Origin of the sequence: Plantactinospora sp. WMMB782 (genome assembly GCF_049179135.1) — a bacterium.
Taxonomy (GTDB): domain Bacteria; phylum Actinomycetota; class Actinomycetes; order Mycobacteriales; family Micromonosporaceae; genus Plantactinospora.
Genome location: NZ_JBMHMC010000007.1, coordinates 4,930,987 through 4,949,619, shown reverse-complemented (window position 1 = coordinate 4,949,619; position 18,633 = coordinate 4,930,987). Strand labels below are relative to the sequence as shown.

The window sequence follows — 18,633 nt, the reverse complement described above, 5'->3', positions numbered from 1 at the left end:
CACCGCCGAATCCCCGTTGCCCGCCCGGCCGGTGGTCCCGCAGAGTTGCCGGAACCACCGACGAGGGCCGGAAGGCAGATCACGCCGGATCGTCTCGCTGCCGGACCGCAGTTACCTGATCGGCAGCCGCGAGGAGCTGCTCTACGCCCGGGGTGACCTGATCGGCAATCCCGCGCTCGGCATCGTCGACGCGCTCCGCCCGATCGCCGACCGGCTGCCCCCGGTCGACGGGGACGCCGTCGTGGTGCACCACCTGGAGGTCTACGGCGGCAGGGTGACCGCCGCGTCGAAGCACTACACCGGCTCCCGGGCGGTCGGCGCCCGGCTCTTCGACGTGCTGGTGCTGTCGGACTACGCCGAGCTGCTGGAGTGGCCGGCGGAGCGGATCTCGCGCTGGCGTGAGTCGGCCGGCCAGCCGTTCGTCGCCGAGGCCGAACTGCTGGCCCGGGCCGAGGCCGCCGGGCTGTCGACGGTGCCCCGGCTGGACGTGCTGGAGGCGGCGGAGCTGCCTACCGACCTGGAGAAGATTCACCGGCCGCTCGGCGACTACCTGCCGGCGACGACGGTGGCGCTGGACGGTACGCCGGGCCGGGCCGAGGGCATCGTGCTGCGCACGGAGACCCGGTCGGTGATCGCCAAGGCGAGGTTCCAGGACAACGAGCGGACCCTGAAGCGTCGCCGTACGGGCCGCTGAGCGCCATCCGGGTGGCCGGCGGGTCCGGCGGCGGGCCCCGGTTCAGTCCCCGTCCGGCAGCAGCAGTGCCACCAGTTCGACGTGCTGGGTCATCGGGAACAGGTCGTACCCGCGCAGCGTGGCGAGCCGCCAGCCCGCCTGGCGGAAGGTGCGGGCGTCCCGGGCGAACGCCGCCGGGTCGCAGGCCACGTAGGCCACCGCCCGGCTGGTGGCCGCGGCGACCGCCCGGACCACCTCGGCGCCGGCACCGGCGCGCGGCGGGTCCAGCACCACCAGGTCGACCGGCCCGACGATCCGGCGGCGGCGCAGCGCCGGCCCCACCGAGGCCCGGACCACCTCGACCGAGGGCAGGTCGCGCAGGTTGTCCCGGGCGGCCTCGACCGCCGGCCCGGCCGACTCGACCAGGGTGATCCGGCCGGCCGGGCCGACCCGGTCCGCCAGCGCCGCCGCGAACAGTCCGGCACCGCCGTACAGGTCCCAGGCGGACTCGCCGGGCCGGGGCGCCAGCAGGTCCACCACGGCCGCCGCCAGGGTCTCCGCCGCTGCCGGATGTACCTGCCAGAACGCCTCCGGCGGCAGCCGCCAGGTCCGGCCGACCGCCACCTCCCGGACCCGCTCCGGACCACCCACCTGGTCGGTGCCGCCATCCGCCGAGCCACCATGCACGGGGTCGGCACTGCCCTGCCCCGGCACACCACCGCCGCCCGTCGGGCCGTCAGCCTCCCGGTCGGGCCCGCCGCCCGTCGGGCCGCCGGCCGGGGGCACGGCCGCGTCGCCGAGGTCGCCACCGGCGGGCGGGTCGGCGGCGCGCCGGCCGCGTACCGTCACGTCGCCGGCCGAGGAGGCGATCACCTCCACGACGTCGACGTCGGGCCAGCGGCGACCGCTGGCGGCGAGTACCGGCAGTTCCTGGAGGGCCGGGCGGGCGATCCGGCACCTGTCGATCGGGACCACCTCGTGCGAGCGGTGCTTGAGCAGCCCGGCCCGGCCGGCGGCGTCGACGGCGTACCGGACCCGGGAGCGCCAGCCGAGCATCCCGCCGGGCAGCTCGTCGACCCGGACGTCCAACGCGGCCACCTGCTCCGGGGTCAGGCCGGCCAGCCGGCGCAACTGCTCGCGGACCACCTCGGCCTTCCAGTGCCGCTGCGCGGCCGGGGCGACGTGCTGGAGGTCGCAGCCGCCGCACCGGTCCGGCCCCGCCCACGGGCAGGGCGGGACGACCCGGTCCGGCGAGGCGTCGAGTACGGTCACCGCGTCCGCCCGCAGGAAGTCCCGGCGTACCTCGGTGATCTCGGCGACCACCCGCTCCCCCGGCAGCGCGTGCCGGACGAAGACCACCTGCCCGTCCAGCCGGGCCACGCAGTGCCCGCCGTGTGCCACCGGCCCGACGGTCAGCTCGACCCGCTCCGCCTCGCCCGGACCGGTCGACCCCGCACCCGGACCGCTCGACGCCGCCCGGACCCGCTCCCCCGCGCTCATCGCGGACCGGCCGCGTCCCGCCCGGGGGCGGGCGGCGGCTCCTCGAGGTCGGTACCGGCCAGCGGTGGTGGCGGGGCTGCGGCGGCCGCGGTGTTCGACGGTGGGGGCGGCCCGAACAGGCCGCCGACCGGGGCGCCGCCGCGCGGTCCCCGGGCCGGTCCACGGTTGAGGGTGGCGTCGAACCGGTCCAGGTTCTTCCGGGCGGTGGAGGCGAGCTGCCACGGCACGCTTGTCACCATCACCCCGGGTTCGAAGAGCAGCCGTCCCTTGATCCGCAGTGCGCTCTGGTTGTGCAGCAGGTTCTCCCACCAGTGCCCGACGACGTACTCCGGGATGAAGACCGTGACCACGTCGCGCGGCGACTCCCGGCGGGCCGACGCGACGAAGTCGAGGATCGGCCGGGTGATCTCCCGGTACGGTGAGTCGATCACGGTCAGCGGGACGGTGACCCCGTGCCGTTCCCACTCCGCCTGCACCGCCCGGGTGTCCGCCTCGTCGACGTTCACGGTCAGCGCGGTCAGGGTGTCCGGCCGGGTCGCCAGGGCATAGGCGACCGCCCGCAGGGTCGGCTGGTGCACCTTGCTGACCAGCACGATGGCGTGGTTGCGGGCCGGCAGCACCGGGCGGCCCTCGGCCGGGGTCAGCTCGGCGGCGACCCGGTCGTAGTGCCGGCGGATGCCGAGCATCATGGCGTAGATCACCGCCATCGCGGCGATGGCGATCCAGGCGCCGAGCAGGAACTTGGTGACCAGGACGACCACCAGCACCGCCCCGGTCAGCCCCATCCCGAAGGTGTTGATGGCCCGGGACCTGACCATCCTGCGCCGCACCACCGGATCCCGCTCGGTACGCAGCAACCGGTTCCAGTGCCGGATCATCCCGGCCTGGGAGAGCGTGAACGAGACGAAGACGCCGACGATGTAGAGCTGGATCAGCCGGGTCACCTCCGCCTGGAAAGAGACGATCAGCAGGATCGCGGTGAGCGCCAGGAAGACGATGCCGTTGGAGAAGGCCAGCCGGTCGCCCCGGGTGTGCAACTGCCGGGGCAGGTAGCGGTCCTGGGCCAGGATCGAGCCGAGCACCGGGAAGCCGTTGAAGGCGGTGTTGGCGGCCAGGAAGAGGATCAGAGCGGTCGCGCCGGCCACCACGAAGAGGAGTACCCCGCCACCGAAGATCGCCTCGCCGAGCTGCACCGTGACGGTCTTCTGCACGTACCCGACCGGGCCGTCCGCGAGCTGCCGGGCCGGGTTCTCCATGAACTGCAGGCCGGTCAGCCGGGAGAGCCAGATGATCCCCATGATCATGATGATCGCCACCGAGCCGAGCATCAGCAGCGTGGTCGCGGCGTTGCGGCTCTTCGGCGGCTTGAACGCGGGTACGCCGTTGGAGATCGCCTCCACCCCGGTCAGCGCGGCGCAGCCGGAGGAGAAGGCCCGCAGCAGCAGGAAGGCCATCGCGAAGGCGGTCAGGTCGGCGTGCTCGGCGCTGACCACCAACTCGGCGCTCGGCGCCCGGAGGTCGTGGCCGAGTACGAAGATCCGGACCAGTCCGGTGAGGATCATCCCGATGATGACGATCATGAAGCCGTAGGTCGGGATCGCGAACGCCGTGCCGGACTCCCGCAACCCGCGCAGGTTGATCGCGGTCAGCAGGGCCACCGCGGTCACCGCGACCCCGACCCGGTGCTCGGCGACGAACGGCAGCACCGAGCCGAGGTTGGCCACCCCGGAGGAGACCGAGACGGCGACGGTGAGCACGTAGTCGACGAGCAGCGCGCTGGCCACCCCGACACCGAACTTCGGCCCGAGGTTGACCGTGGCCACCTCGTAGTCGCCGCCGCCGGACGGATAGGCGTGCACGTTCTGCCGGTAGCTCGCGACCACGGTGAGCATCACCACCACGACGGCGAGCGCGACCCAGGGCGAGAAGACGTACGCCGACGCGCCGGCGATGGAGAGCGTCAGCAGGATCTCGTCCGGGGCGTACGCCACGCTGGAGAGCGCGTCGGAGGCGAAGACCGGCAGTGCGATGCGCTTCGGCAGCAGCGTGTGCTGCAACTTGTCCGACCGGAACGGTCGACCCAGCAGCAGGCGCTTCACTAGCGAGGTGGGACTGGCCACAACCGCTAAGCGTACGGCCGCCGGATTCGCCCGGACGCCCGGTGCGGCGATCTTCGACGGTGCCGGTGGGACCGCGCTCCGCCGGCCGCGCCGGGGAGGTCGGGCGGCACGGACGGGGAGCCGAATGGCTACGCTCATGGTGACATCACCCCGCCGGTCGGGTTCGGTCCCGCGGTGTCCCGGGAGGACGTACCTTGCACGTCGTGATCATGGGCTGTGGCCGGGTCGGTTCGACCCTGGCGCACAACCTGGAGTCGCGCGGCCACTCGGTGGCCGTCATCGACCAGGACGCGGACGCGTTCCGCCGGCTCGGCCCGGACTTCGGCGGGATCACCGTCACCGGCGCCGGGTTCGACGCCGAGGTGCTCCGGCAGGCCGGTGTCGAGCGGGCGGACGGCTTCGCCGCCGTCTCCAGCGGCGACAACTCGAACATCATCTCGGCCAGGCTGGCCCGCGAGACGTACGGCGTCTCCCGGGTGGTGGCCCGGATCTACGACTCCAAGCGCGCCCAGGTCTACGAGCGGCTCGGCATCCCGACCGTGGCCACCGTCCGGTGGACCGCCGACCGGATCGTCCGGCACCTGGTGCCGGAGGGGCACGTGGAGATCTTCCGCGATCCGACCAGCACCGTGTCGATCATCGAGGTGCCGGTGCACGACCACTGGATCGGCCGGCCGATCCGCGGGCTGGAGGAGGCGACCGGCGCCCGGGTCGGCTATCTGACCCGGTTCGGGATCGCCGCCCTGCCCACCGCGTCGAGCGTGCTCCAGGAGGGCGACCAGGTCTCGATGCTGGTCACCGACGACATCGCCGACCAGGTGACGACGGTGGCCGGCTCACCGCCGGAAGGAGGGCGCTGAGATGCGGGTCGCCATCGCCGGAGCCGGCAACGTCGGGCGCTCCATCGCCCAGGAACTGATCGAGAACGGGCACCAGGTGATGCTCATCGAGCGGAAGCCGAAGATGCTCCGCCCGGAACGCGTACCTGCGGCCGAGTGGGTGCTCGCCGACGCCTGCGAGCTGACCAGCCTGGAAGAGGCCGACCTGGCCAGTTGTGACGTGGTGGTGGCCGCCACCGGCGACGACAAGGTCAACCTGGTGGTCTCGCTGCTGGCCAAGACGGAGTTCGCCGTGGCCCGGGTGGTCGCCCGGGTCAACCGGGCCGAGAACGAGTGGCTCTTCACCGACCAGTGGGGCGTCGACGTGGCGGTCAGCAAGCCGCGGGTGATGGCGGCCCTGGTCGAGGAGGCGGTGACCGTCGGCGACCTGGTGCGGCTGATGACGTTCCGGCAGGGCGAGGCGAACCTGGTCGAGATCACCCTGCCGCCGACCGCCCCGTACGTCGGACACCCGATCCACTCCGTGCCGCTGCCCCGCGACTCGGCGCTGACCGCGATCCTGCGCGGCAAGCGGGTGCTGGTGCCGAGCCCGGACGATCCGCTGGAGGCCGGTGACGAGCTGATCTTCGTCTGCACGGCCGAGGTCGAGGACGAGGTCCGCAAGGTGGTCCTCGGCCCGGACAGCGTCGAACGGACCCGGGGCGGCAGCGTCTAGTAGGTCTCTCGACACCAACCGTCTGAATCCCGGCCGGGTGCCGGCCAGGAATCAGACGCCGGCCAGGCCCTGCGGGCTGTTGTAGGGGATGCCGACCCTGGTGACCTCGTCGAGCGAACCATCCGGCTGGACCGCGTAGCCCACCAGGCTCGCCGCGTTTCCGTAGATCTGGTAGAGGTAGGCGCCGTCGGACGACATCCAGTTGTCGCTCGGGCCGCTGCTGACGGTGCCGTTGAGCGCCCGGAAGTTGCCATCTCCGGGGACCCTCGGGCAGGCCGGGTCCTTCGCGACGACGGGCTTGTCACCGTCGAGTTGGAAGCTGCTCAGGTTGCTGTAGCCGAAGTTGGTGGCGAACACCGTCCGGTGAGACGGACAGCCAGCACAGTTCGGAGGGGCGGCCCGCACTCGTGTCGATCTGTACGAGCGGGCCGACGGTGATCACCCCGGCTGCGTCGATCTTGCCGATGGCAATCCCGTCGCCGACGGCGTATCCGACGACGAAGGTGTCCGGACGGCCGTTCAGGAAGGCGATGTAGAAAGGAGAGCCGCCACCCCCCGTCATGGAACGAGGGCTCACCAAGAACGCCCTCGGCATTGATCGGGAACACGGTCAGACCGTCTGGGTCCGGCGCGTTCGATGCGATCGACTTCGGCTGTCCGCCGTCCCGCATGACTTCGGGCGACGCGCGGTCAGCCGCCGAGCGGGGTCGGTACGCTCGGCACCCGGTTCACCCGTCGGACCGCCCAGATGGTGATCACCAGCAGCAGCGCGTACGGCGGATAGCCGAGCAGCAGCCGGGCGATGCCGAGCGCGGTGTCCTTGTCGGCCAGGTAGAGCCCGGCCTGCACACCCACCTTGGCCAGCCACACCACGCCCCAGAGCACGGTGAGCCGGGTGAAGGTGCGGACCAGTCGGGGATCCTGCCGCCACTCCGACCGGCCACCGGCGGCGATGATCGACCAGATCCAGCCGACGAGCGGCTGCCGGATCACCGCCGAGCCGAGCAGCACCAGCCCGTAGACGATGCCGTAGAGGATGCCGGGCAGGTAGAAATCGCGCTCGTCACCGGTACGCCAGGCGATCATCGCGCCGATGCCGATCCCGACCAGGCCGTTGACGGCATGCCGTACCGGGCGTCGCTGGAAGAGCCGGACGGCCGCGATCAGCACCGCGACCGCCACCGAGGCGATCACCGCCGGACGCAGCTCGGTGATGATGTTGACCGCGACGAAGACGACCACGGGGACGCTGGACTCGACCATTCCCCGCCAGCCGCCGAGCTGCTCGGCCATCTGCTCGGTCAGGCTGGGAAGCGGCTCCTCCTCCTCCGGTTTCCGGCCGGCGGTCGGGTCGCTGCCCGTGCTGTCGGTGCGGGGCTGTCCAGCGGTCATCTGGGTATCTTCCGGTCGCGTCCGGTGCCGCCGCCGTCCGTGCTCACCGCGGCGACTCCAGCTCGTAGTACGGGTTGTAGATGACTTTACGGTCATCGCGTACCGCCATGCGACCGCGCGCGGTCAATTGCCGGCCCGGCTCGATTCCGGCAATGTGCCGGCGGCCCAGCCAGACCAGGGTCACCACGTCGCTGCCGTCGTAGAGGTCCGCCTCCAGGGTGGGCAGGTTCGTCCGGGGGGTGTAGACGACGGTTCGGAGCCGGCCCGAGACCGACACCACCTGTCCCCGGCTGCACTGCCTGGCCGGGGTGCTGCCGCACTCCGCGCTCTCCCGGAGCAGTTCCTCGGCCTCGATCTCGGCCTCGCTCGCGGTCAGCCGTTGCAGGAAACCCCGCCACGAGACCCGGCCCTGGTCGGTGGCCATCTCCCGGTGTCACCCTCCTCGAGGCGCTGTCCCCGGCACGTACCCGACACGACTGGCGGCGCGCCGTCCCGCAAGCGTACGCCGTCGCGACACCGCACACCGCCTGGCGGGCAGCGGCCAGCGGCCGACGGCAAGCGGGCGGCGGCGGGCGGTGGGCGGGCGCCAGCGGGTGGCGGGCGGCGGGCGGCGGGTGTGGGTGGCGGGCGGCGCTGGGTGGGAGGTCAGGAGCCGTCGCGGCGGGGTCGCGGCTCGGCGTGCCGCGGATGCTGCTGGCCGGAGACCGCCCCGTTGACCCCGTTGACCGCGGTGCCGGGCTGGCCGCCGTCCGGCTGCGGCGCGGCCGCATCCCGGGGCAGCCGCAGCGGCAGCGGCTCGCGGACCGGCTTGGCCTCCTGGCCCCGGTCGACCACCAGCCCGTTCAGGCACTCGGTAAGCGGTCCGGCCGCGGCCGGGTCGCTGGCGGCCCGTCCCTGGAAGACGCCCTGGATCATCCAGCGCGGCCCGTCCACACCGACGAACCGCAGGTCGGCGAGGCCACCGTCCGGAGTACGGACCCGGGCCCGCAGCTCGGTGCCGTGCTCGCCGGTCACCTCCTCGGCCGTCACCCCGTCGGCCGCCAGCGAGGTACGGATCTCCTCCCGCCACTCCGGCCAGATGTCGTCGGTACGCGGCGCCGCGAACACCCCCAGCTGGAGCGCGCTCTCGCCGTGCACGAGTACGACCTGCTGGATCACGCCGTCCGGGTTGGCCTGGACGCGCACCTCCACGTCCGGCACGGCGGGGATGTGCAGGCTGCCCAGGTCGAGCCGCTGGACGCCCGAGGGCGCGTCGTGGATGTCGTACGGCCCGTGGCCGGGCCCCTCGGGCTCGGTCGCGGCGGCGAGGTCCTGGGTGTCGGCCGACTGCCGACCGGAGCGCTCGTCGCGGGAGTGGCGCCCGCCGCGTCCTCGGGAGAAGATCATCTTGCTTACCTGCTACCTTCCGTTTCCGGCTGTCGGATGGGCGGATCTCACTCGCATTGTCGGCCACGGCCCACGGTGCCGGCCGACCCGGGCTCCACTTTCCGGCCGTTCACCGGCCACCCGCCTCCTCCACCGCCCGCGCGCTCCCGTCGACCGGCCCGACGAGCCCCGCCGACCCGACCGGTCCGACCCGCTCGGCCGGTCGCACAGGCTCGGCCGGCCCGACCAGCGGCATGGGCTCGGCCGCCCCGTCCAACGCCATCGGCTCGGCCGACTCGACCGGCGGCATCGGCTCGGCCGGCTGGTGTGGCACGCGCGAGGCGGGTGGCACGCGTGATGTGGCCAGGCCGGCGTGCCCGCCGGTCGAGCCGTGCCCGCCCGTACCCCGGACGGAGTCGGGCAGCTCGTCGACGGGCAGGAACTCCGCCCGCTCCACCCGCTGCACCACGAGCTGCGCGATCCGGTCGCCCCGGGAGATCTTCGCCGGGCGGTCCCGGTCGTGGTTCACCAGGTTGACCAGGATCTCGCCCCGGTAACCGGAGTCGACCGTACCGGGCGCGTTCAGCACCGTCACGCCGAGCCGGGCCGCCAGGCCCGACCGGGGGTGGACGAGGCCGACGTACCCGGATGGCAGGGCGAGCGCGACACCGGTGCGGACCAGCCGCCACCGGCCCGGCGGGATCTCCACCTCCTCGGCGGCGACCAGGTCGGCCCCGGCGTCGCCGGGATGGGCGTACGCCGGCAACGGCAGGTCGGGGTCGAGTCGCCGGACGGGTACGGGCACAGGCTGCGTCACGCGCTCACTCTCCTGTCAGGTTCGTCGGTCCACCGGTGCTGCCCCCATCCTGCCGGGTCGACCGGCCGCGCCGGGCCGTACCCTTCCAGCGTGGCCCCGACAAGTTCCGAGCCCTCCGCCGTCGTGCCGGCCCGGTCCGGGTACGCCGAGCGGCTGACCCTGCCCTGGTGGCTCTGGCTGGCCGGGTTCGGCGTCGCCGGGTTGCTGGCCACCGAACTCTGGCTCGGCTCCACCGGGGTACGCGCCTGGCTGCCGTTCGTGGTGCTGTTGCCGCTGGCCGCCGTCGGTCTCGGCTGGCTGGGCCGGATCCGGCTCGCCGTACGCGACGGCGAACTCCTGGTCGACGACGCCCGGCTGCCGGTGCGGTTCGTCGCCGACGCGATCCCGCTGGACGCCGGGGGCCGGCGCGAGGTGCTCGGGGTCGGTGCCGACCCGCTGGCCTTCGTGGTGCAGCGGCCGTGGGTGCCGGGAGCGGTGCAGGTGGTCCTGGCCGACCCGGCCGACCCGACGCCCTACTGGGTGGTCAGCACCCGCCACCCGGTACGCCTGGCCGAGGCGATCCTCGCCGCCCGCGCCCCGAACTGACAGCCGGTCCGGTCAGCCGTCGAGGGCCTTGGGCCCCTGGCGGAGATCTTCCCGGACCCGGTCGCCGAGTCCCCGGGTGGCCCGGCCGTTGAGGAAGCCGGCCACGGCCGCGCCGGTCAGGAACGGTCCGAGTGTGGTCAGGTTGCGGCCGAACCGCCGCAGCAGCCGGTCCCGCAGCTCCTTGCGGGCCGCCGTGCCGAGCACCGCCCCGACCCCCACCCCGGGCAGCAACGGGTTGACTCCGCGCTGGGCCGCCCAGGAACGGACCAGGGTCGCCGCACGCTGGCTGCTGCCGCCGGGCAGCCGCACCCCGTACGCCTCGTGCAGCTCACCGATCAGCTTCAGCTCGATGGCGACCACGGCGACGGTCTCGGCGGTGAGCAGTACCGGTGCCGAGAGCAGGGTCGGGGTGACCACCCACTCCACCGCCGCCACCCCGCCACCGGCCGCGCCGATCCCGGCGGTGGCCCGCACGGCGTTGCGGACCAGTCGCTCGGCCAGGGCGTCCCCGTCGAGCCCGTCGAAGTGCCGGCGCAGCGTCTCCCGGTCCCGTACCGGGATGTGCGGCGCGATCTCCGCCACCGTGTCGGTGAGCCAGCGCAGCGCCGCCCTCGGCTTGAACAGGTTGCCGGGCCGGGCGACCCGCACCTGGTTGACCAGCCGGCCGAGCAGGCGGCGCCGCCGGTTCTGGTTGAGTTCGTCGGCGGTGAGCGCGGCGACCGTCGCACTCAGCTCCTCGTCCGCACCCGGTTGGTCGTCGCGGAGCGCGAGTTCCCGGGCCGACGTGTCGGCCGCCGGGTCGTCCCCGCCGACGGGCGCGGGCGGGTCGGCCGGTACCGGTGACGGCGCATCGGCCCGTCCCGGCGCAGGCTGGTCGGCGGGTACCGGCGAGAACGCGTCGGGCGCCCGGTCGGAGCGGCTCATCATGACCTCCCAGCGCGTGTCCTCGGATGGGCGTGCCAGCACGCGCCTCGAGTCAAGCAGTTACCCGCCAACCCCGCATGTCGAATCACCTGCGGCGACCTCCGGTGCGTGGAGGCCGCCGCTCCCCCCGTCCCGGCAGCTTCACCCCGTACCCGCCGGACCGGCTTCCCCGCCCGGAAACGCCGCTGTCGTCAGCGGGCTGTCAGGCGCACTCACGGCAGATGAGGTCACCGTTGCGCTCCACCGCGAGCTGGCTGCGGTGGTGCACCAGGAAGCAGCGCGCGCAGCGGAACTCGTCCGACTGCATCGGCAGCACCTTGACGGTGAGCTCCTCGTCGGCCAGGTCGGCACCGGGCAGCTCGAAGCTCTCGGCGACCTCGGCCTCGTCGACGTCCACGGCGGCCGACTGTGAGTCGACCCGCCGAGCCTTGAGCTCTTCCAGGCTGTCCTCGCCGAGGTCGACCTCGTCGCGACGCGGGGCGTCGTAGTCGGTGGCCATCGGTCTCACTCTCCCATATCGATATAGTCGCTTCCGGTTGTAACGCCGGAGGACGCTGTTTCGGTTCCCGCTGGCCGGCCTTCTCTTCCGGTCGCCCGACCCGGCGCACGCCCCGGGTCGCGGCCGCCGGGTGGAACTGCCCCGGCGAGCGGGGTACCTTACCCCCCTTCGGGCGAGGCATGTATACCGTCCCTGCGGCATGCATGTACGTCCGAGCGCGCGGAGTTGTTCCCAATGTGACTCAGGCGACACGAAGATAGGGGTACCGGTCGGCCGATCGTCGTCGCCGCGCCGACAAATCTGGCGGATTCAGCACCCGGTCGGACAACCGCCGGGCGCACCGGCATACTCGATAGCCACGGCGGCCCGTGTGGCCGGCCGGTCGGGGTCGTTCCACAAACCAGCTTCGCAGGAGCCAAGCAGATGAGTTTCGCGCGCGTCCGGGCCCTCGTCGTCGTCGGCGTGCTCGCGGTGATCGCCATGGTGTTCGTCGGCATCACCCTCGTCCGCGACACCCAGGCCGGCAAGGAGGTCGCCAGCGACTGCCAGGAAGGCGACAAGCTCGCCGACACCCGGTTGCGACAGTCGAAGGACATCAAGATCAACGTCTACAACGGGACCGACGTCGTCGGCCAGGCCAACACGTTGAAGACCGACTTCCAGAACCGGCAGTTCAAGGTGCTCAAGGCCGGCGACGCACCGAAGAAGGTGAAGGGCATCGACGAGGCCGTGGCGATCCTGCGGTACGGCCCGAAGGGCGTCGGCTCGTACCAGGTGCTCAGGGCGTACTTCCTGAACGAGGCACAGCCGGAGTTCCAGCTCGAGCGCGAGGACGACACGGTGGACGTGATCATCGGCGGCGAGTTCAAGCAACTGGCCACCATCACCGAGGTCAACCAGGCGCTGAGCCAGCGGGACCCGGAGAGCACCCAGCTGCCGCCGCGGACCTGCGCCGACCCCAACCTGCGCTGACCCCGGCTCAGGGCCCGCCGGCCGCGTCGAGCCGGGCCAGGTGGTCGTGCAGCGGGCCGAACAGCGCCGGTGGGGCCGCGATCACCAGGTCCGGTCCCGGTGCGGCACCGGCCAGACCGGCGACCCGGAGCCCGGCCTCGGTGGCGACCAGCCCGCCGGCCGCGTGGTCCCAGAGGTTAAGGCCCTTCTCGTAGTAGCCGTCGACAAGTCCCTCGGCGGCCAGGCAGAGGTCGATCGAGGCGACGCCGAACCGACGGATGTCCCGGACGTGCGGAATCAGCCGGTGCAGCACCCCGGCCTGGTGTTCCCGGCGCGCGGGGTCGTAGCCGAACCCGGTGGCCACCAGCGCCTGGCCGAGGTCGGTCTCGGCCGAGCCGGCCAGCCGCCGGCCGTCCCGGTGGGCACCACCGCCGCGCACCGCCGTCCACTCGTCCCCGGTGGCGGCGTTCCGGACCACCCCGGCGACCACCTCCCCGTCGACCTCGGCGGCCAGCGAGACGGCGTAGTGCGGCAGCCCGTAGAGATAGTTCACGGTGCCGTCGATCGGGTCGAGGATCCACCGTACGCGGCTGTCACCGGCCGGACCGGCGCCGTCGGCGTCGCCGTACTCCTCGCCGAGTACCGCGTCGGCGGGCCGGGTCGCCCGCAGGGTCGCCACCGCCTGCCGCTCCACCGCCCGGTCGGCCGCGGTCACCACGTCGGTCACGGTGCTCTTGGTGCCGATTCCGGACACTCCCTCGGCACGCATCCGGTACGCGGTCTCCGCGGCCTCCCGGGCCACCTCGACCGCGATCTTCAACAGCTCCTCCGGAGCCGGTGCCGTACCACGCATGACGTCCCCTTCCCGCACGCCTGTGACGTGCCGCCCCGGCCGCGAGTATCATCCTTACAAAGTCAAAACGCGCATCGGGTCGGTGGCCCCGGACCACGTCTCCGGCGTGCGGCGCGGGATGATCGCCGCAGACGGCGCTACAATTCACGCCTGCCCACGCGCCACGGACCGCCGAGCACCGGCCGGCCCGGGACACGGGGGTCCCTCAACCACATCGGCCCGACACAACGCACCGCGCTGCGCCGGCCGATCCCGGCCGTGCTCAGCTCATCGCCTCCGGAAGGTCATTCGTGACAGAACCCCGCCACACCGGCGCCGACGTACGCTCGCTCACCGACACCCTGATCGCGCGGGCGCAGACCGCCGGCGGCCAGCTCACGTCGGCCGAGCTGGCGCGTACGGTCGAGTCTGCTGAGGTGACTCCGGCCCAGGCCAAGAAGATCCTGCGTGCGCTCTCCGACGCCGGGGTCACCGTCGTGGTCGACGGCTCGGCGAGTACCCGGCGCCGGGTCGCCGCCGCCCGGTCCGCGACTCCCGCGTCCCGGGCGACCACCGCCAAGGCAACCAAGAAGTCGGCGCAGCCGGCCCCGAAGCAGGCTCCCGCCGCCGAAGAGGCGGCCGGCGCGGTCCGCAAGCCGGCGGCCCGCAAGCCGGCGCTGGCGGCCGACGGCGCGTCGCCGGCCGGTGCCGGCAAACCGGCCGCCAAGGCCACCGAGCCGGCCGCCAAGGCTCCGGCGAAGGCCGGCCGGGCCGCGGGCACCGGCCCGGCCAAGGCCACCAAGGCGGCCAAGGGCGCCACCCCGGCCAAGGCCGGCGAGCCGGACAGCCCGGGCGAGGAGATCGATCCGGAGGAGCTTGCCGCCGAGATCGAGGACGTGGTGGTCGAGGAGCCGGCGGAGCTGGCCAAGGCCGCCGAGGCGGACGCCGCTGACGCCGCGACCGACAACGACTTCGAGTGGGACGACGAGGAGTCCGAGGCGCTCAAGCAGGCGCGCCGGGATGCCGAGCTGACCGCCTCGGCGGACTCGGTCCGGGCCTACCTCAAGCAGATCGGCAAGGTCCCGCTGCTCAACGCCGAGCAGGAGGTGGAGCTGGCCAAGCGGATCGAGGCCGGGCTCTACGCCGCCGAGCGACTGCGGGCCGCCGAGGAGGGCGAGGAGAAGCTCGTCCGGGAGATGCAGCGCGACCTGATGTGGATCTCCCGGGACGGGGAGCGGGCCAAGAACCACCTGCTGGAGGCGAACCTGCGGCTGGTGGTGTCGCTGGCCAAGCGGTACACCGGGCGGGGGATGGCCTTCCTCGACCTGATCCAGGAGGGCAACCTCGGCCTGATCCGCGCCGTCGAGAAGTTCGACTACACCAAGGGCTACAAGTTCTCCACCTACGCCACCTGGTGGATCCGGCAGGCGATCACCCGGGCCATGGCCGACCAGGCCCGCACCATCCGCATCCCGGTGCACATGGTCGAAGTGATCAACAAGCTGGGCCGGATCCAGCGCGAGCTGCTCCAGGACCTGGGCCGCGAGCCCACCCCGGAGGAGCTGGCGAAGGAGATGGACATCACACCCGAAAAGGTGCTGGAGATCCAGCAGTACGCCCGGGAGCCGATCTCGCTCGACCAGACCATCGGTGACGAGGGAGACAGCCAGCTCGGCGACTTCATCGAGGACTCCGAGGCGGTCGTCGCGGTCGACGCGGTCTCCTTCTCGCTGCTCCAGGACCAGCTCCAGCAGGTGCTCCAGACCCTCTCCGAGCGGGAGGCCGGCGTGGTGCGGCTGCGTTTCGGGCTGACCGACGGGCAGCCGCGTACCCTGGACGAGATCGGTCAGGTGTACGGCGTGACCCGGGAGCGGATCCGGCAGATCGAGTCCAAGACGATGTCGAAGCTGCGCCACCCGTCCCGTTCGCAGGTGTTGCGCGATTATCTTGACTGACCCCAAAAGTCAACCAGTCGTGTCCATCTGATCACCACACGTACATCGGGCGGTGGTGATCGGTTGGTTCCCCACTTGTGATCGTTGACGTGGCACCCTGGTAGCACGGCACACTGTCTCTACCACGTGTGACATCGGTCCCCCGGGGGCACACTGGGAAGGGCAGACCCCACAAGGGTGTTGCACGATAGGTGAGCAATGAACGACGAGAGTGTTCATCGGTGACGACCGCAGGAGGAAGGCGATGACCCCGACCCTCACGCCGCCGCCCGAGACGGTGGCTCCCCCAGCCGCCGATGAACGGTGCGACCGCTGTAACGCTGCCGGCAAGCTCCGGATCACCCTCGCGGGTGGGAGCGAGCTGGTGTTCTGTGGACATCACGCGAACAAGTACGCCGAGGATCTCGTGAAGATCACGGTTCGGTACGCGGTTGACCCGGAATTCAGCTGGCGTGGCGCCGATTTGATGGCGAACTGACCCAACCAGGACATAACTGACCGGAGGTGCCCGAAGGGGCGCCTCCGGTCGTCTATCTCAACCCCGACAGGCGGGATTTCCCGGTCAGAGCGTCTGGACGGTGGCGATCCGCTCCTCGAGCTGCTCGATCGTGGCCTGGGCGCTCGGCGGGCCGCCGCAGCGGCGGCGCAGCTCGGCATGGATCTTGCCGTGCGGCAGTCCGGTCCGGTGGTGGTGCGCCGCGACCAGCGCGTTGAGCTGGCGGCGCAGGCTGACCCGCCGTTCCGCCGCGCTCATCGGCCGGCTCTCCGGCCGGGGCGCCGGCACCGGCTCGGCGGTCTTCCGGCGACGCTGGGCGGCCAACTGGTCGGCCTGGCGCTTGCTCAGCAGCACCGCGACCTGGTCGGCGGTGAGCAGGCCGGGCAGGCCGAGATATTCCTCCTCCTCCGGCGTACCCGCCTGGGCGGCGGTGCCGAAGGACGCCCCGTCGAAGATCACCTGGTCGAGTTCGGCGGTCGCGGAGAGCGCCTCGAACCGCTTCTCCAGCTCACCGCTGGCCTGCTCGTTGCGCTGCGCCCGTTCCAGCAGGTCGTCGTCGAGCCCGTCACCGTGCTTCGGCCCGCCGAGCACGTGGTCCCGCTCGACCTCCATCTCGCTGGCCAGCCCGAGCAGGTGCGGCACGCTGGGCAGGAAGACCGACGCCGTCTCGCCCGGCCGGCGGGCCCGGACGAACCGCCCGATCGCCTGGGCGAAGAAGAGCGGGGTGGAAGCGCTTGTCGCGTAGACGCCGACGGCCAGCCTCGGGATGTCGACCCCTTCGGAGACCATCCGCACCGCGACCATCCAGCGTTGCTCGGAGACGGTGAACGCGGCGATCCGGTCCGAGGCCCCCTGGTCGTCCGAGAGCACCACCACCGCCCGCTCCCCGGTGATCCGTTCGATCAGCCGGGCGTACGACCGGGCCGCCTGCTGGTCGGTGGCGATCACCAGACCGGCGGCGTCCGAGACCCCACCGGCCCGGAGCACCTGCAACCGGGCGTCGGCGGCCCGCAACACCTGCGGCATCCAGTCCCCGGCCGGGTCCAGCGCGGTACGCCACGCCTGGGCGATCAGGTCCTGGGTCATCGGCTCACCCAGCCGGGCCGCCAACTCGTCCCCGGCACTCGTCCGCCACCGGGTCTCCCCCGAGTACGCCAGGAAGATCACCGGGCGGACGACGCCGTCGGCGAGTGCGTCGGAGTAGCCGTACACCGAGTCCGCCCGGGAGCGTTGCAGGCCGTCGGGGCCCCGCTCGTAGCTGACGAACGGGATCGGGTTCTCGTCGGAGCGGAACGGCGTACCGGTCAGCATCAGCCGGCGTACGGCCGGCTCGAAGGCGGCCTTGACCCCGTCCCCCCAGGACCGGGAGTCGCCGGCGTGGTGGATCTCGTCCAGGATCACCAGGGTCCGCCGGGTCATCGTCCGGCGGCGGTGCACCTGCGGGGCGATCCCGACCTGCGCGTAGGTGACGACCGCGCCGTGGAAGTCAGCCGAGGAGTGCAGGTCGGCGTTGCGGAACGCCGCGTCGAGCTGGATGCCGACCCGGGCCGCCGCGACCGCCCACTGGGTCTTCAGGTGCTCGGTCGGCGCGACCACGGTGACCGCCTCGACCGTGCCGTCGGCGAGCAGTTCGGCGGCGATCCGCAGCGCGAAGGTGGTCTTGCCGGCCCCGGGGGTGGCGACGGCCAGGAAGTCCTCGGAGCGGCGCCGCAGGTACTCCACCAACGCCTTGCGCTGCCAGGACCGCAGCGCGGGAAACGATTCGAGTACCGGCAGTCGGGCTCCCACGCGGACACTCCCCCTCCGACGGCCAGGTATCCAGGCACACGAAAACGCCTCCGCGACCGGACGAGCGCGAAGGCCGTACCAGCATAACCAGCCGGCCCCACCAGACCCAGGCGACACCGGCGGCGCACCGGCCACGGTTGGCACAGCCGTCGAGGACCTCCGACGATGCCGGGTGGGGGCGCGGCAGCCGGGCCGTCAGCGGCCCTGGTCGGCCGGCTGACCGGTACCGTCGGCGGCCCGTCCGCCGGGTCCGGACCGGCGGCCGGGGTCCCGGGCCGCAGGCGCGGCCGACTCCGTGGCCGAGGCGGGCCGGTCGGCCGGGACCGGGGCGGACCAGCGGCGGCGCAGGGCCACCAGCCGGAGGGCGAAGACGAAGAGCGCCGCCGCCATCAGCGGTCCGGGGCCGGCGAGGTCGACCCGGTGCAGGCCGACGACCGCGACCGCACCGGCCAGGGCCGCCACCGCGTAGATCTCCCGGCGCAGCACGACCGGGATCTCCCCGGTCAGCAGGTCCCGGCCCAGACCGCCGCCGATCCCGGTCAACATGCCGATCATGCAGGCGCCGACCGGGGGGAGGCCGGTGTCCAGCGCGGTCAGGGTACCGGTGACGGTGAAGAGGCCGAGCCCGGCCGCGTCGAGGACCAGCACCGTGGTGCGCAGTCGCGCCAGTTGGGGGTGCAACCAGAAGACCGCCGCGGCGGTGACCGTCGCGGTGACCGCGTACCGCCAGTCGGCGAAGGCCAGTGGCGGCCCGGCGCCGATCACCAGGTCCCGGAAGATGCCGCCGCCGAGTGCGGCGACGAAGCCGACGAATACCACCCCGAACAGGTCCAGCCGCTTCACCACGGCGGCGGAGGCGCCGGAGGCAGCGAAGATCGCCACACCGGTGAGGTCGGCGAGAAGCAGGGCGGCTGCGGCGGTCACCGCAGGATGTTACGCGCTGACGGGCGGCTCCGGCCCGGCTCAGTCGCGCATCGAGTCGTAGATCTCCTTGCACTTCGGGCAGACCGGCGAGCCCGGCTTGGCGGCCTTGGTGACCGGGAACGTCTCACCGCAGAGCGCGATCACGAAGGTCCCCATGACCGCACTCTCGGCGATTCTGTCTTTCCGGACGTAGTGGAACATCTCCGGCCCGGTGTCCGCGTCCTTCAGCTCCGGACGCTCGAGAACCTCAGTGCTCAC

The 18,633-nt window shown here is 72.6% G+C and carries 20 protein-coding genes and 1 pseudogene; 7 read left to right on the top strand and 14 right to left on the bottom strand.

Features of this window, described 5'->3' with window-relative positions; genetic code table 11:
* Nucleotides 1-16: 16 nt before the first annotated feature.
* Nucleotides 17-694 (top strand): RNA ligase family protein, encoded by a 678-nt coding sequence (locus ACN28A_RS24490; RefSeq protein WP_421398445.1) that lies wholly within the window; start codon nucleotides 17-19, stop codon nucleotides 692-694.
* A gap of 42 nt (nucleotides 695-736) precedes the next feature.
* Here ACN28A_RS24490 and ACN28A_RS24485 read toward each other — a convergent pair whose 3' ends face one another.
* On the bottom strand, nucleotides 737-2,173 hold the full coding sequence (locus ACN28A_RS24485; protein WP_421398443.1) for a class I SAM-dependent RNA methyltransferase: 1,437 nt from the start codon (nucleotides 2,171-2,173) through the stop codon (nucleotides 737-739).
* Nucleotides 2,170-4,293: an APC family permease gene (locus ACN28A_RS24480; RefSeq protein ID WP_421398441.1), complete on the bottom strand. Its 2,124-nt coding sequence runs from the start codon at nucleotides 4,291-4,293 to the stop codon at nucleotides 2,170-2,172. The genes ACN28A_RS24485 and ACN28A_RS24480 overlap by 4 nt, the downstream gene beginning before the upstream one ends.
* Nucleotides 4,294-4,487: 194 nt before the next feature.
* Between ACN28A_RS24480 and ACN28A_RS24475 the strand changes: the two genes are divergently transcribed.
* Nucleotides 4,488-5,153 carry a potassium channel family protein gene (locus ACN28A_RS24475; RefSeq protein ID WP_278060488.1) on the top strand — a complete coding sequence of 222 codons (666 nt, stop codon included), beginning with the start codon at nucleotides 4,488-4,490 and terminating at the stop codon, nucleotides 5,151-5,153.
* Between the two features lies 1 nt (nucleotide 5,154).
* Nucleotides 5,155-5,847, top strand: a complete 693-nt coding sequence (locus ACN28A_RS24470) for a potassium channel family protein (protein WP_421398439.1) — start codon at nucleotides 5,155-5,157, stop codon at nucleotides 5,845-5,847.
* A 51-nt stretch (nucleotides 5,848-5,898) separates the two neighbouring features.
* On the opposite strand, the gene ACN28A_RS24465 is transcribed toward ACN28A_RS24470, so the two are convergent.
* From ACN28A_RS24465 to dut, 6 genes and pseudogenes are all read right to left on the bottom strand, one after another.
* Nucleotides 5,899-6,204 (bottom strand): hypothetical protein, encoded by a 306-nt coding sequence (locus ACN28A_RS24465; protein WP_421398436.1) that lies wholly within the window; start codon nucleotides 6,202-6,204, stop codon nucleotides 5,899-5,901.
* Nucleotides 6,149-6,409: a hypothetical protein gene (locus ACN28A_RS24460; RefSeq protein WP_421398434.1), complete on the bottom strand. Its 261-nt coding sequence runs from the start codon at nucleotides 6,407-6,409 to the stop codon at nucleotides 6,149-6,151. Before ACN28A_RS24460 ends, ACN28A_RS24465 begins: the two co-directional genes overlap by 56 nt.
* A 128-nt stretch (nucleotides 6,410-6,537) precedes the next feature.
* Nucleotides 6,538-7,239 (bottom strand): DUF3159 domain-containing protein, encoded by a 702-nt coding sequence (locus ACN28A_RS24455; RefSeq protein ID WP_421398432.1) that lies wholly within the window; start codon nucleotides 7,237-7,239, stop codon nucleotides 6,538-6,540.
* Nucleotides 7,240-7,282: 43 nt separating this feature from the next.
* Nucleotides 7,283-7,663 carry an OB-fold nucleic acid binding domain-containing protein gene (locus tag ACN28A_RS24450; RefSeq protein WP_278060483.1) on the bottom strand — a complete coding sequence of 127 codons (381 nt, stop codon included), beginning with the start codon at nucleotides 7,661-7,663 and terminating at the stop codon, nucleotides 7,283-7,285.
* A gap of 221 nt (nucleotides 7,664-7,884) precedes the next feature.
* Nucleotides 7,885-8,625 (bottom strand): DUF3710 domain-containing protein, encoded by a 741-nt coding sequence (locus ACN28A_RS24445; RefSeq protein WP_421398430.1) that lies wholly within the window; start codon nucleotides 8,623-8,625, stop codon nucleotides 7,885-7,887.
* A 307-nt stretch (nucleotides 8,626-8,932) separates the two neighbouring features.
* Nucleotides 8,933-9,421: pseudogene (gene dut, locus ACN28A_RS24440) on the bottom strand (dUTP diphosphatase); the annotation flags it as partial.
* Nucleotides 9,422-9,511: 90 nt separating this feature from the next.
* Between dut and ACN28A_RS24435 the strand changes: the two are divergent.
* Nucleotides 9,512-10,006, top strand: a complete 495-nt coding sequence (locus tag ACN28A_RS24435; protein ID WP_421398427.1) for a DUF3093 domain-containing protein — start codon at nucleotides 9,512-9,514, stop codon at nucleotides 10,004-10,006.
* 12 nt (nucleotides 10,007-10,018) lie between these two features.
* Here the strand turns inward: ACN28A_RS24435 and ACN28A_RS24430 are convergent, their stop codons facing one another.
* Complete coding sequence (locus ACN28A_RS24430; RefSeq protein ID WP_421398425.1) at nucleotides 10,019-10,933, bottom strand: hypothetical protein; 915 nt, start codon at nucleotides 10,931-10,933, stop codon at nucleotides 10,019-10,021.
* A 199-nt stretch (nucleotides 10,934-11,132) separates the two neighbouring features.
* Nucleotides 11,133-11,429 (bottom strand): DUF4193 domain-containing protein, encoded by a 297-nt coding sequence (locus tag ACN28A_RS24425; RefSeq protein ID WP_101370510.1) that lies wholly within the window; start codon nucleotides 11,427-11,429, stop codon nucleotides 11,133-11,135.
* Nucleotides 11,430-11,852: 423 nt separating this feature from the next.
* On the opposite strand from ACN28A_RS24425, the gene ACN28A_RS24420 reads away from it, so the two are divergent.
* On the top strand, nucleotides 11,853-12,401 hold the full coding sequence (locus ACN28A_RS24420) for a LytR C-terminal domain-containing protein (RefSeq protein ID WP_421398422.1): 549 nt from the start codon (nucleotides 11,853-11,855) through the stop codon (nucleotides 12,399-12,401).
* Between the two features lie 7 nt (nucleotides 12,402-12,408).
* Here the strand turns inward: ACN28A_RS24420 and ACN28A_RS24415 are convergent, their stop codons facing one another.
* Entirely contained in the window at nucleotides 12,409-13,233 is an 825-nt protein-coding gene (locus ACN28A_RS24415; protein ID WP_421398420.1) for an inositol monophosphatase family protein, read from the bottom strand.
* 290 nt (nucleotides 13,234-13,523) lie between these two features.
* Between ACN28A_RS24415 and ACN28A_RS24410 the strand changes: the two genes are divergently transcribed.
* Both ACN28A_RS24410 and ACN28A_RS24405 read left to right on the top strand, forming a co-directional pair.
* Nucleotides 13,524-15,167, top strand: a complete 1,644-nt coding sequence (locus ACN28A_RS24410; RefSeq protein WP_421398417.1) for an RNA polymerase sigma factor — start codon at nucleotides 13,524-13,526, stop codon at nucleotides 15,165-15,167.
* A 244-nt stretch (nucleotides 15,168-15,411) separates the two neighbouring features.
* Nucleotides 15,412-15,645 (top strand): DUF7455 domain-containing protein, encoded by a 234-nt coding sequence (locus tag ACN28A_RS24405; RefSeq protein ID WP_101371992.1) that lies wholly within the window; start codon nucleotides 15,412-15,414, stop codon nucleotides 15,643-15,645.
* Nucleotides 15,646-15,729: 84 nt separating this feature from the next.
* Here the strand turns inward: ACN28A_RS24405 and ACN28A_RS24400 are convergent, their stop codons facing one another.
* The 3 genes from ACN28A_RS24400 to ACN28A_RS24390 form a co-directional block, all read right to left on the bottom strand.
* Complete coding sequence (locus ACN28A_RS24400; RefSeq protein ID WP_421398414.1) at nucleotides 15,730-17,451, bottom strand: DEAD/DEAH box helicase; 1,722 nt, start codon at nucleotides 17,449-17,451, stop codon at nucleotides 15,730-15,732.
* A 195-nt stretch (nucleotides 17,452-17,646) separates the two neighbouring features.
* Nucleotides 17,647-18,375, bottom strand: coding sequence for a trimeric intracellular cation channel family protein (locus ACN28A_RS24395; RefSeq protein WP_421398412.1), 729 nt, complete (start codon nucleotides 18,373-18,375; stop codon nucleotides 17,647-17,649).
* A gap of 39 nt (nucleotides 18,376-18,414) precedes the next feature.
* A complete protein-coding gene (locus tag ACN28A_RS24390) occupies nucleotides 18,415-18,633 on the bottom strand; it encodes a DUF3039 domain-containing protein (protein WP_278060475.1) in 219 nt (72 codons plus the stop codon).

What these genes read in the sequence shown, in the direction of transcription:
- ACN28A_RS24485 (WP_421398443.1), bottom strand. Translation starts at nt 2,173, where the DNA reads ATGAGCGCGGGGGAGCGGGTCCGGGCGGCGTCGAGCGGTCCGGGTGCG.
- ACN28A_RS24470 (WP_421398439.1), top strand. Translation starts at nt 5,155, where the DNA reads ATGCGGGTCGCCATCGCCGGAGCCGGCAACGTCGGGCGCTCCATCGCC.
- ACN28A_RS24460 (WP_421398434.1), bottom strand. Translation starts at nt 6,409, where the DNA reads ATGACGGGGGGTGGCGGCTCTCCTTTCTACATCGCCTTCCTGAACGGC.
- ACN28A_RS24455 (WP_421398432.1), bottom strand. Translation starts at nt 7,239, where the DNA reads ATGACCGCTGGACAGCCCCGCACCGACAGCACGGGCAGCGACCCGACC.
- ACN28A_RS24450 (WP_278060483.1), bottom strand. Translation starts at nt 7,663, where the DNA reads ATGGCCACCGACCAGGGCCGGGTCTCGTGGCGGGGTTTCCTGCAACGG.
- ACN28A_RS24445 (WP_421398430.1), bottom strand. Translation starts at nt 8,625, where the DNA reads ATGATCTTCTCCCGAGGACGCGGCGGGCGCCACTCCCGCGACGAGCGC.
- ACN28A_RS24430 (WP_421398425.1), bottom strand. Translation starts at nt 10,933, where the DNA reads ATGATGAGCCGCTCCGACCGGGCGCCCGACGCGTTCTCGCCGGTACCC.
- ACN28A_RS24425 (WP_101370510.1), bottom strand. Translation starts at nt 11,429, where the DNA reads ATGGCCACCGACTACGACGCCCCGCGTCGCGACGAGGTCGACCTCGGC.
- ACN28A_RS24420 (WP_421398422.1), top strand. Translation starts at nt 11,853, where the DNA reads ATGAGTTTCGCGCGCGTCCGGGCCCTCGTCGTCGTCGGCGTGCTCGCG.
- ACN28A_RS24415 (WP_421398420.1), bottom strand. Translation starts at nt 13,233, where the DNA reads ATGCGTGGTACGGCACCGGCTCCGGAGGAGCTGTTGAAGATCGCGGTC.
- ACN28A_RS24405 (WP_101371992.1), top strand. Translation starts at nt 15,412, where the DNA reads ATGACCCCGACCCTCACGCCGCCGCCCGAGACGGTGGCTCCCCCAGCC.